The following is a 13250-nucleotide window of genomic DNA, read 5'->3' as shown; positions in this document are numbered from 1 at the left end:
TCTCTGTGAGCGCTTGTTCTTTGAGGCTAGCACTTTGGGTGCAACTTTATAGCCTTAGAATCACCCATCAGAATTACCTAGAAACTGGAACATAAGTATATTATTCATTTCGGTGATCTATACGCATAAGTGTAGATTATAGTTGGGTTATCTTTGTAGATAAAAAAAATTAAGAATTAGATTTATATTTTGCAATAGATACTATACTAATTATAGCTTTGAATTCTTATAATATAATTATAGATTAGAAAGGGATGGTTGATATGACGTTATCTAAAACCATAGCACAAAAAATTGTTTTAGAAATGATGAATGTAATTCCTTATAACATAAATGTTATGGATGAAAGTGGAATGATCATAGGCAGTGGAGATATTAAGAGGATTGGGAATTTGCATGAAGGTGCTCGGAAAGCTATAGATAATCAACAAATAAATGAAGTGTATGAAGAATATGACAGGATGAAACCTGGAGTTAATGAACCGATTATTATCAATGATAAAGTAATAGGTGTGATCGGGATAACTGGGCATCCTGATGAGGTAAGAAGATTTAGTAAACTTGTTCGCGTAACAGCAGTTTTGTTAATAGAACAATCTAAAGCAGACGAGGAAATTCAGAACAAAAGATTGAGTATGCAGAAATTTTATAATGAGCTAGCTCATAGAAAGACAAAATATGATGAAAGTTTCCATCAAAGAGCTAAAAGTTATGGAATAGACCTTACGAAAAAATTCAGAGTTATTCTTGTAGATGGAAATATAAACTCTAGAAGTTTTAAAATATTATATCAGAAGTATTCAAATTATAGCGAGGTTGATAATAGAATAGCATTTTTTGTTACATCTAAAGACTTATATAATGGATTACTAGAGAACTTGAAGACCAATAAAGACGTAAAGAGAATAGGCATTGGAGCAATGGAAGATGTTGCAGCTATTTCATTAGAAAGTGCAGAATTGGCAATGGAATTTGGTGTAAAGATAAAGCCGTCAAGTTTACTTTATAGCTATGACGAACTGAGATTTTTTATAAAGTTATCGCATGATAATAAGCTACCTTTGGTATCAATGATGTCAAATCTTGATAAGGCAGGGAATAAGTTAGAACTTATTCAAACTGTGCAGGCATATATTGAAGAAAATGGTGATATTGGTAATGTAGCTAATAGGCTAAATATACATAGAAATACTTTAAATTATAGACTAGAAAAAATAAAAAAATTAACAGGAAAAAATCCAAAGAATTTATTAGAATTATTTGAGTTATTATGTGGGTTAATTTGGAGATAATCATTTTATGTTTAAGATTTTAATTATGTGGTATATACTAGTATTAAGGTATAATCAAAAAAATAACAAATTCATTTTCCAAGTCTGTTTTCAGACATGGGGAGCTCGACTTGCACACACTTGCTGAGTAAGAGATTTACACCAAGTCACATATTTGAGTTCTCTTCTCATCAGCATATTAGTTTAATATGCTTACTACGAGTCAAATCTAGTTCCTTGCTTGATGAAACGTAGTCATGGTATTTTAGAGTTGTTATTTTATTTCATATGCTAAAAAAGAAATTTATAAGTAGAATTTATTATATATAAGAGAAAGGGAAGCAAAGATGGATACTAAACAAAAGATATTTTATGCTTTAAAAAAATACTACGGATTTGACACTCTAAGAAGAGGTCAATTCGAGATTATAAATAGTATTTTAAGTGGTGTAGATACTTTTTGTCTTATGCCTACAGGGGCAGGAAAATCTATTTGTTACCAGATTCCAGCTATAATTATGCAAGGTGTAACTATAGTTATATCCCCTTTAATATCGCTTATGAAGGACCAAGTGGACAATCTAGTTGGGGCTGGGATTAAAGCAGCATATATAAATAGTACTCAGAATATGGACACTATAAGAAATATATTAATTGAAGCATCAATGGGGGAATACAAGATAATATATATATCACCAGAAAGGCTAGAATCCAAAATATTTAGAGAATTGATTAAAGATCTTCATATATGTCAAATTGCTATAGATGAAGCTCATTGCGTATCTCAGTGGGGGCATGATTTTAGACAGAGTTATTTAGGAATATCAGATTTTTACAAAAGCCTTAAAACTAAACCTATAATATCGGCGTTTACTGCAACAGCAACGAGTGAAGTTAGGGAAGACTCAATTAAATTATTGGGATTAGAGAAACCTTATATATATAAAGGCGATATTAATAGGGAAAATCTTAGCCTTAATATACTTAAGGAAGTAGATAAGATTGAAACTGTTAAGGATATAATTAGAAAAAATGAAGGTGAATCTGGTATTGTATACTGCGCGTCAAGAAACGAAGTAGATAATTTATATTATTATTTAAAGGACCTAGGATTTAATGTTGGTAAATACCATGGTGGACTCAAAGATGAAGAGAAAGAAAGATTTCAAGAAGAGTTTTTATATGAGAATTTGGATGTAATTATTGCAACAAATGCATTTGGAATGGGAATAGATAAGTCAAATATTAGATTCATAGTACATTTTACTTTTCCTCAAAACTTAGAATCGTATTATCAAGAGATAGGAAGAGGAGGAAGAGATGGAGAGAACTGCGAGTGTTACTTATTTTATTGTGAAGAAGATATAAGTAGAGTGGAATATATTATAAACAAAAGTTCTTCCATGAATAGAAGAGAAATTCAGCTTAGAAAGTTCCAATTTATGATTGATTACTGTAATTTAAAGGAATGCTACAGAAAATATATATTGAATTATTTTGGAAATGACCGGAAGCTGAATTACTGTAATAAATGCAGCAACTGTTTAAATGATGACGAGTTAAAAGATTTTACGAAGGAGAGTCAGATGATTTTGTCAACAGTTTTTAGAACAAAAGAACAGTATGGAATATCAGTTCTTGTGGATATTTTGAAAGGTTTTAAGGGACCTAAAATAATACAAAATAATCTAGATAAAGTTACAACATACGGAATAATGAAGGAGTATGGAAGTACATTTATAAAAGAGTTGATAAAAAGATTACTAGATGATGGATACGTTGATTTGAAAGAAGGCACATATTCAATGTTAAAACTTAATTCCAGATCAATTAGGGTTTTGAAGAGTAAGGAATCAGTTGTATTTAAGATATTAGATAGTAGAGAGCCTATAATAAATAAAGAGCTATTTGAAGCTTTAAAATCTTGGAGAAAAGATAGGGCATATAAGGATAAAATAAAGCCTTATATAATATTCTCAGATACAAGCTTGATTGCAATATCTAATAGCAGACCTAGAACATTAGATGAATTGTTGGAGATCAGAGGAGTTGGAACAAAAAAAATTGAAGCTTATGGGGGAGAGTTATTAAATATAATAAGAATGTTTGCGCAAAAAGAAGCTAATTAACAAAAGTATCTAAAAATTGATACTGTTCTAGTAAAATGGGTTATAATTAATAATATAAACTAGTAGCTAAGTCGATATTATAAGTTAACTTAATATTGACTATGTTTTATGTTAAAATATACTGAAAGATTTTAGAATCATATTTGAAGGAGATACATGTTAATAAGAGGAGTTTAATTAATGAAATATTTTAATAAAGATATAGAATCAGTTTTAAAAGAACTAGATGTCGATTTAGAGATTGGTCTAAATGATTCATCCATAAGAGAGAGAACTGAGAAGTATGGAAAAAATGAATTTACTCATAAAAAAGAAGGAAATATATTTGAAGAAATAAAAAATGCGCTATTGGAGCCAATGATGCTTATTCTTTTGATAGCAGCTTTAGTTAGTGCGATCATCGGAGAATATTATGATTCAGTTGGAATAGTATGTGCTGTTGCAATTGGAATAACTATTGGAATAATTACAGAAGGAAAATCAAAAAAAGCAGCAGAAGCTCTGGCTAAAATGACAGAAGATATTGTTGTAAAGGTGTTGAGAAACGGTAAAGTAACTCAAGTAGGAAAAAATGATTTAGTTCCAGGAGATATCATATACCTTGAAACAGGAGACATGATACCAGCAGACGGAAGGTTCATTGAGACAATAGATTTAAAGGTTAGGGAAGATATGTTGACTGGTGAATCAGAAGATGTTACAAAAAATGCTCAAGCAATTGTTAATATGGAGGAAATACAAGTAAAAGAAAAGAAAGAAATACAGGATCCAATTCCAGCAAAGCAAATTAATATGGGATTTGGCGGAACTTTAATTGCTTACGGTAGGGCGACGATGGTTGTAACTTCAACTGGTAATAATACTGAAATGGGTAAAATAGCTCAAACTCTTCAAAGAGATGAAGAAGAAACACCTCTCCAAAGAAAATTGGGAGATTTGGGTAAGACAATTACTAAAATATCAAGCGTTATAGCAGGTTTACTGTTTATATTTATGGTCACCAAAATGATTCTATCTGGTAATTTAAATATAAATACATCAGGAGTAATATCGTTTTTAAATTCTATAGATCCTGTTAAAACTGCTTTTGTTGTATGTATTGCTTTAATAGTTGCAGCGGTGCCAGAAGGGTTGCCAACTATGATTAATATGACATTAGCAATAACAATGCAAAAGATGGCTAAGATTAATGCGTTAGTAACAAAAAAGGAAGCTTGTGAAACTATAGGATCTGTTAGTGTTATTTGTTCAGATAAAACAGGTACTCTAACTGAGAATAGGATGACTGTAGAGAATCTCTATTTAAATGGAAAGTTCTTTGATGATAAAAGCGATATAGATGATTATTTTGTAAAAAATTGCCTTGTAAACTCAACAGCTGATATAAGTTTTGAGGGAGATAAGTTAAATTACTTAGGTAATTCAACAGAATGTGCACTACTTTCGTATCTAGAGGAATATGATTATAAGCAGGAAAGAAAAGAAAGTGAAGTAATTCATCAAATACCATTTAACTCTGAAAATAAATTCATGGCTACTGTTATGAAGATTAAAGGGATGAATGTAGTACTCGTAAAGGGAGCTCCTGAAATACTGTTATCAAATGCTACTAGCGAAGTCATAAATAATAAATTTATAGATCTTACAAAAGAGAGAAAAAATGAAATAATAAAAGAAATACAGAAACTACAGGCTAAATCTATGAGAATTCTAGGATTTGGATTTAGAATTATTGAAGATGTAGAAGCAGAGGCTGCGATTACAAGTGAGATAAGTATTTTAAAACCTAAACTCTTAGATGGAAACAACGGACTAATATTTAGTGGCTTTGTGGCAATAAGAGATCCCCTAAGAGAAGATGTAGCTAAGGCTATAGAAACAGCTAAAAAAGCTGGAATTGAAACTAAGATGTTGACTGGGGATAATATAAATACAGCCATAGCAATAGGAAATGAACTTGGAATGCTTAAAGGTGGAAAAAAAGCAGTAGAAGCTACATATATTGATACTTTAAATGATAAAGAATTAAGAAGCGAGATTAGAAATATAGCTATTGTAGCTAGAAGTAAGCCAGAGACAAAAATGAGAATTGTTGAAGCACTTCAAAGCAATGGAGAAGTAGTTGGAGTAACTGGGGATGGTATAAATGATGCACCAGCATTAACAAAGGCAGACGTTGGGATAGCTATGGGGATTTCTGGATCAGAAGTTTCTAAAAGTGCTGCAGACATAATATTAACAGATGATAATTTTACTACTATCATTGATGGAATAAAGTGGGGAAGAGGCGTGTATGAAAATTTTCAAAGATTCATACAATTTCAGATTACTGTAAACATAATAGCATTTTTAGTTGCAATAATTTCACAAATATTAAATTTTGAAATGCCATTTACTACGATTCAATTATTATGGATTAACATAATAATGGATGGGCCTCCGGCTCTGGTTTTAGGTTTAGAACCAATTAGAAGGAATGTTTTTAATAGAAAACCTGTAAATAGAAATTCAAGTATAATTACAAAAGGTATGATCACCTCAATAATACTAAATGCAATATATGTTACATCAATTTTACTTATACAGATGAAGTACAATATTTTAGGAGCATCGACAGAAAAAAGCGGATTTGCAAGTGAGATGGAAACTGTTTTATTTGGATTATTTGCATTTAGTGCACTATTTAATGCATTTAACTGCAGAGAATTTGGGGCAGAAAGCATATTTCCTAACTTTTTTAAGAATAAGATAGCCATTCAAGTAATATTTATAACTGGATTAGCTCAAATAATATTTACTCAAGTATTTACTACTTTCTTTAGTTCAGTTGCTTTATCGGTAATAATGTGGAGTAAAGTTTTAGGGTTAGCATTTATGGTTATAGTAGTAAATGAAGTTATAAAATTTATCATAAGAATGTTTAGAAAATAATTAAATATTGTTATTTAAAAGCTAAGGGAAGTTAATTTAACTCCCCTTATTTTTATGCAATTTTGTTATTAAAAAATAGCAGTGATAAAAGTAAGAATTTAATAGGATATGTAGTGATAATATTCATATTTAGCATAAAATTATGATAAAAGTTAAATGTTGATTAATAAGTAAAATAGGATATAATATAATTGATAATAGTTTTCAATGAGAGATGATTTAAATAAATTAAGTATAATTTAGAAGTTTAAATTAATAAAAGGACGTTTTAATTTGATTTAAGGAGGTATGATTATGAGTATGTTATTTAGTAGTGAAGTTTACCACGATATAATAGAAAGTATGGTTGCAGCGCTAGATGCAAAAGATATTTATACTGCTGGACATTCTACTAGAGTTGGAAATATGGCTAATAAGCTTGGTATGTATTTAGGGATAAAGAATGAGGAGCTAGAGATTTTGCACATTGCAGGACATTTGCATGATATAGGTAAGATTGGGGTTCCTGACAGTGTTTTAAATAAGAGAGGTAAACTTGACATACAAGAGTGGGAGCTTATGAAGAAGCATCCAGAGATAGGGTATAAAATATTAAGCAAAGTAAAAAGCTTAGATATTATTTCAAAAATAGTACTACATCATCATGAAAGATGGGATGGAAGAGGATATCCAAATGGATTATGTAAGGAAGAGATACCATTAGGATCTAGAATAATAGCAGTTTGTGATTCTATTGATGCTATGAAAAGTAATAGACCTTATAGAAAATTAATAAGCGATGAAGAATGTAAGAATGAAATAATTAAAAATAAGGGTATAATGTATGATCCTGAAATAGTAAATTGCATCATTGAAAATTGGGGCGAAATTACAGAAGAATATGATCCTAATAATGAATGCTATATTGTAATTTAATCGTCAAGTTTTTATAAATATTTTAAAAGTATTTTTAATTATCTTAATTGAATTAAATAATTATATTCAAACACAGTAGATTTTATGATATTATATTTAGTAAGACTAGCAAAATTAGTAAGGTGGTGAGAAATATTGGAACAATATAATGATGATATGTATCATGGTGTTGTAAGAAGTATGGTTGCAACCTTGGAAGCAAAAGACTTCTATACATATGGTCATTCGACTAGAGTAGCAGATATGGCTTATAAATTAGGAAAAGTTTTGGGAATGACAACGGAAGAACTCGAATTAATACATATAGCAGGAGATCTGCATGATATTGGTAAAATTGGAGTACCTGATAATATTCTAAATAAACCAGATAGTCTGGGAGTAGATGAATGGGAATTAATGAAGAATCATCCGTATATTGGATATAATATACTAAGTAAAACGAGTACGTTTGAATATATTTCTAGGATAGTCTTATATCATCACGAGAGATGGGATGGAAAAGGATATCCTAAAGGATTAAAGGAAGAAGAAATACCGTTTGCATCAAGAATATTAGCAGTTTGTGATTCCATAGATGCAATGAAAAGTGATAGGCCGTATAGAAAATCCATAAGTGATGAGTTATGCAAAGATGAAATAAAGAAGAATAAAGGAATAATGTATGATTCTAAAATAGCTGAATGCATGCTTAACAATTGGAATAAAATAGTTAATGAACTTTATAATTAGGATTGTGACTATGTATAGATTTTTTCTATAGTATAGTTACAATTTTTTTGTTTAGAATTTTATTTAAAGCTGGAAGTTTTTTGTATATAATAGATTTAAATTAATATGATATAGATAAAGCAGAAATATAAATTGTAAATTATATGAGGGGTGATTAAATGTTAGACTTTAAAAAAGAGATAATGAGTGGATCTTTTAACAGGATTAGTAAAGCTAATAAAGAAACAGGAAGTATTAATGTAAATATTAAGTCAAAAGATAGAAGTGTTGATATTAATGTTTCGGGAAAAGGGCTGCTTTTGGCTGGAGTTATAGCAGTGGCTCCAACTGCAATATGTGTTTTGGGAACTACTGTAACAGCATGCTTAGTAGCTAACCAAATATATAAAAGAAGAAAAAAGCTAGAAGAAATATAGTTTATGGAGTAAGAAATTAGATATATGTAGTTCATTGATAATCCAATTAAACATATATCTAATTTTTAATTTTGAATAATTGTAGTAAAGTATTTATAAATAGGGTAGTTTACCTCTGACCAAAAAATTATATATCTCAAATTCATTTAAATAAACGTCACCAATTATCCCGTGAACTCTATAAAATTCTTTGCAACTATGAAAATCTGAACCAGCTGTATAAAACAAATCTCTATCATTGGCTACTTTTAAGAAGTATTCAGTATCATTTTCTGTATTACTGAAGTATTTAGCTTCAAGTCCATCAAAGTCCATTTCTATGATTTTTTCAAAATCAGATCTTCTCAAAAGTACAGGATGTGCTAAAACTACTGTAGCTCCAAAAAACTTTAGAATTTTTATGCCGGCTTCTACGGAAAGTTTATCTTTAGTATTACAAAAGTCTAGTTTCTTTCCTAATAATTTTTTTATATTGGAAACCTTATGACTTTTTACATTTTTTAATATTTCAATTAAAAGTTCGTTTTTATAGCTATCATCTTTAAAATAACCTAAAACATGAACTCTAGAAGAATTGTATTTAGTTGAAAGTTCAACGCCAGGAATAACTCTTACACCAAGATCTTCACCAGCTATGATAGCTTCATCTAAACCAGATGTGCTATTATGATCTGTTATAGAAATAATATCCACTTCTCTTTTTTTAGAAAGAATGACAATTTCCCTTGGGGTACACTTTCCATCTGAGAAAGTTGAGTGGATATGGAAATCACCTTTTTTATACATTATAACTCCCCTAAAATATTATCTATTTTCAATATATGAGTTTATTAATCAGGTGTTAAAATGATTAATTGTTATATTTACATGAAAGTTAACTTAATTAAAAAAATGTGTTAACGTAATTTTCTTATTATATATAATGCAACAATAAATTTGCATTTGAATTTTTAAAGACATAAATACTCAAATAAAATATATATATGAATATAACTATTTTATAATAAATTAACAATAAATCAGAAGGAAAAAAGACAATTATATAGTCTGTTTAGCTATTATAAAATATTTTAGAATAAAATGGGTTGAAAAATGTCGAATTTATGGTAGAATAATTATATGGAAAAACTTTTATATGTGGTTCTGAAAACGATTTTATAAGGAGTTATACTAACGATATGTAAGATAACAGAATAACAAAAGAAAAGAGGAAAACTAATGAAGAAAACTTTTTTTACAAAAATGACAAGTGCAGTTATTGTGGCTGCAACAATTGCTACACTATCACCGTTAAAAGCATCTGCGGAATGGACTCAGAATGATGATAGAACATGGAGCTATAAAGAAGGAAACAAGGTAGCTAAAGGATGGAAGAATATTTCAAATGAATGGTATTATTTTAATGAAAGCGGAAGAATGAAAACAGATTGGACTTATGACAAAGGAAACTGGTATTACTTAAATAATTCAGGAGTAATGCAAGAAGGTTGGAATAATATCAATGGAATCTGGTATTATTTTAACAATAGTGGAGTGATGCAAATAGGTTGGATTCAAGATAATAATAAGTGGTATTATATGAATAGTAATGGAGCAATGCAAACAGGTATTCAAAATATTGCGGGGAAGATTTATTACTTTGATGAATCAGGCAAATTAATAGAATCATCAAATAGCTCAAGCCAACTTTTTAGTAATTCAGGATATAGTGGACAAGCTAGTGCCTATAATTCAGCAGATAATGATACCGTTGATATAAATGGACTTCCTCAATTACCAAAAAGCTATTCTATAAGTATACAAGCAATGGCAGAAAATAAAATTTTTGAGTTAATGAATGAAAAAAGAACTGAGGCAGGTTTAAACCCATTAGTCATAGATAATGAATTGGTTCAAATAGCTAGATATAAAAGCAATCATATGATACAATACAATTATTTTGACCATACTACTCCAGAGGGCAATAATTGGACAAGCTGGCTGAAAGCAATTAATTATGAATATACTACAACGGGAGAAAACATAGCATACAATAATTATGAACCAGTTGAATTATTCAATCAGTGGTGGAATTCGCCGGGGCATAAGGCAAATATGATGAATCCTTCTTACACTAAGGTTGGTATAGGTGTAATTAGTGGTAATGATAAATATATGGGAACTCAGACTTTTTCAAATTAATATTTTGAATAGTATATTGTTAATATAAATATACATAGTACATAAGTTGAGTAGGAACTGCTGATTATACAAAATAATTAGCAGTTCTATATAAGTTGAGTTAAAGATTTATCTATATTATTAACGGCTAAGCGTATATAATTAGTATTAATATAAGATTATTATTCAACTTATATACTATTTGAATTATTATTTTGTGCGCTTTAAACAAGTTGTTTAAACCTTTACAAAGGGTGCCTTATATTATATAATAAATCATGCCAACGAATTATAAGAATAGTTAAATTATCCCGCGAGGTGGAGGAATCAATAGATATAAAGTTTAAATACTAATAAGTAAAAAATGTAATATATAAATAAATTATTAAGAAGAGAAAAGTGAATTTATGTGATAATGATATTCATTAAAGGGAATTATCAAGTATTAAACCCAATATTTCGAGTGAAAATGAAAAAGGAAATATTGGGTTTAATATTTGATATAACAGTTTTTATTGTTTTTAGAAATTTTATAGATTAGGATTAACGTTTTACGAATTAGAAGAAGATATTAGTAAAAATACTTATTTAAAATAAAGCGAGGAATTACAGAGATGCAAACAAAGTATGAAATGGTTGTTAATATTTTAGAAAAAGAAATGTTGGAAGATAAATATAGTTTGAGTAAAAAACTTCCTACAGAAGAGGAACTGATAAAAAAATTTAATGTTAGTAAAAATACTATAAGAAAAGCTATAGAAATATTAGTGAGTAAAGGTTATGTTTATAGAGTACAAGGCAGTGGGATATTTTTAAGGGAGTTTGCAAAAAATGGCTGCGCTCAAATAAGAGATATAAATGGTTTATCAAAACAATATTCTAAGGAAAAGTTTGAAAGTAAGGTTGCTGAATTTTCGTTAATTAATGCAGATGAAAAATTATCAGATAGAATGAAATGTGATATTGGCACAAAGATATATTATGTTAAAAGAGTAAGATATTTAAATGGAGATCCAATTGAAATAGAGGAATCTTACTATAATAAAGATATTATTCCTTATTTGAATGAAGAAATATGTAGTAAGTCTATATTTGATTACATTACAAATGATTTAAAATTAAAAATAGGATTTGCGGATAGGATAATAACTTCTGAAAAATTAACTGAAGAAGAAGCAAGTTTTTTGAACTTGGAAAAAGATGACCCAGCTTTAGTTTTAAATAATACTATATTTTTAAGTAGTGGAATAGTATTTGATATTTCTGTAGAGAAATTTAACTATAAAAATATGAAATTGATAAGCTTGACCAGTATTAACTAAATAATTTAATGTTATATGTTTTACTAGTAAATTTATATAGATGTTGCAAATAAGTGTCTATATTATTATCTTAATTGAATACTTGGCTTGATGGGGCTTTAAAAGTAGATTTATTATATAAAACATATATTTAAAATTGTAATAAATCAAGTATTTAAATAAGCTTAAATTAATATAGATATCATATTTCTTTGTATGAATTAGCAATTTATATAGTTAATAATTTCAATTATTTTGTGTGAATAAAAAAGCTTGCACTTTGTATTATATAAAGGGTAGGCTTTTTTGTTATAAGTTTGATAAATAGAAAAGATGCCAAATAAAAGTTAGGAATCAATAAAACCTATTTTTAAGTAGATATTGATAAAAGTGAAATCATGTTGCTTATTTTTACAATTGAATAAACTTTGTTATAATATTAAGGTATGAGAAATTTAATAAAATAGCGAGGAGATGATCCCAAATGATAAAACTTATTGCATCAGATATGGATGGGACACTGTTGAATACAAAACATAAAATAGATAAAGAGACCGTATCTGCTATTAAGAGCGCTGAGAAGGCAGGAATTATATTTGCAATTTCAACAGGAAGGGAATATGATACTGTTAAACCTCTTTTGATGGAAAATAATATAAGATGTCAATGTGTACTTATGAATGGAGCAGAGTATAGAGATGAGGATGGAAATATTCTAGAAGAGATAAATATAGAACTAGAAACTGCAACTAAAATTATAAATATACTTCAAAGAGAAAAAGTATCTGCAAGAATATTTACAAACAAAGGAATATATACTACAGATACCAAAGAGGAAGCTTTAAAGGAAATGGCATATAGAACGTTATCCTTTAATCCCGAGCTCACTCCAGAAGAAGCCTTTGAACTTGCCAAAGTTCAACCATATTTTGTTCAACTTAATTACATTTCTGATTTGGATAAATTTTTAAGCAGTGGTATAGAAATTAGAAAGTTTGTAGCTTTCCATAAAGATATAGAGCTTATAAATAAAATGAAAAAAGTTATTGGAGAATTGAAAGGAATTGCCGTTTCATCTTCATTCAGGGATAATATAGAGATTACAGATATAACTGCTCAAAAGGGCATTATACTTGCAAAAGTAGCTGAAAAAATGGGATTTGAAAGAGATGAAGTTTTGGTACTAGGAGATAGTTTTAACGATTATTCTATGTTTACAGAATTCAAAGAATCAGTTGCTATGGGAAATGCTATTCCTGAAATAAAAGAAATAGCAAAATATATAACTGATACAAATGACAATTTAGGGGTAGCAAAAGCAATCTATAGAGTTTTAGAAGAACAGAAATAAAAAGAAATTATATGATTGCGCTTTAACGTTTAAATAAAGCAGTTTTA

Annotated in this window: 10 protein-coding genes; 9 read left to right on the top strand and 1 reads right to left on the bottom strand. The window is 28.7% G+C overall.

Features of this window, described 5'->3' with window-relative positions; genetic code table 11:
* Positions 1-263: 263 nt before the first annotated feature.
* The 6 genes from PZA12_RS21765 (at position 264) to PZA12_RS21740 (ending at position 8391) form a co-directional block, all read left to right on the top strand.
* On the top strand, positions 264-1292 hold the full coding sequence (locus PZA12_RS21765; protein ID WP_103697941.1) for a CdaR family transcriptional regulator: 1029 nt from the start codon (positions 264-266) through the stop codon (positions 1290-1292).
* A 326-nt stretch (positions 1293-1618) separates the two neighbouring features.
* On the top strand, positions 1619-3400 hold the full coding sequence (gene recQ, locus PZA12_RS21760; protein WP_077837763.1) for a DNA helicase RecQ: 1782 nt from the start codon (positions 1619-1621) through the stop codon (positions 3398-3400).
* Between the two features lie 180 nt (positions 3401-3580).
* The gene (locus PZA12_RS21755; protein WP_103697942.1) at positions 3581-6331 is read left to right on the top strand and encodes a calcium-translocating P-type ATPase, PMCA-type; all 2751 of its coding nucleotides are present in this window, start codon (positions 3581-3583) and stop codon (positions 6329-6331) included.
* A gap of 294 nt (positions 6332-6625) precedes the next feature.
* Entirely contained in the window at positions 6626-7246 is a 621-nt protein-coding gene (locus tag PZA12_RS21750) for an HD-GYP domain-containing protein (RefSeq protein ID WP_103697943.1), read from the top strand.
* Positions 7247-7378: 132 nt separating this feature from the next.
* Positions 7379-7975, top strand: a complete 597-nt coding sequence (locus PZA12_RS21745; protein ID WP_103697944.1) for an HD-GYP domain-containing protein — start codon at positions 7379-7381, stop codon at positions 7973-7975.
* A gap of 158 nt (positions 7976-8133) precedes the next feature.
* On the top strand, positions 8134-8391 hold the full coding sequence (locus tag PZA12_RS21740) for a hypothetical protein (protein ID WP_103697945.1): 258 nt from the start codon (positions 8134-8136) through the stop codon (positions 8389-8391).
* A gap of 93 nt (positions 8392-8484) precedes the next feature.
* Here PZA12_RS21740 and PZA12_RS21735 read toward each other — a convergent pair whose 3' ends face one another.
* Entirely contained in the window at positions 8485-9177 is a 693-nt protein-coding gene (locus tag PZA12_RS21735; RefSeq protein WP_077841475.1) for a PHP domain-containing protein, read from the bottom strand.
* A 432-nt stretch (positions 9178-9609) separates the two neighbouring features.
* Here PZA12_RS21735 and PZA12_RS21730 point away from each other — a divergent pair, with 432 nt between their 5' ends.
* From PZA12_RS21730 to PZA12_RS21720, 3 genes are all read left to right on the top strand, one after another.
* On the top strand, positions 9610-10572 hold the full coding sequence (locus PZA12_RS21730) for a CAP domain-containing protein (protein ID WP_103697946.1): 963 nt from the start codon (positions 9610-9612) through the stop codon (positions 10570-10572).
* Between the two features lie 593 nt (positions 10573-11165).
* A complete protein-coding gene (locus PZA12_RS21725) occupies positions 11166-11873 on the top strand; it encodes a GntR family transcriptional regulator (protein WP_103697947.1) in 708 nt (235 codons plus the stop codon).
* A 463-nt stretch (positions 11874-12336) separates the two neighbouring features.
* Complete coding sequence (locus tag PZA12_RS21720) at positions 12337-13203, top strand: Cof-type HAD-IIB family hydrolase (protein WP_103697948.1); 867 nt, start codon at positions 12337-12339, stop codon at positions 13201-13203.
* Positions 13204-13250: the final 47 nt, after the last annotated feature.

Source organism: Clostridium beijerinckii (assembly GCF_036699995.1).
In the GTDB taxonomy this organism is placed as follows: domain Bacteria; phylum Bacillota; class Clostridia; order Clostridiales; family Clostridiaceae; genus Clostridium; species Clostridium helianthi.
Note: the sequence above shows the minus strand (reverse complement) of the source record. Positions and strands in the feature narration are given on the sequence as shown.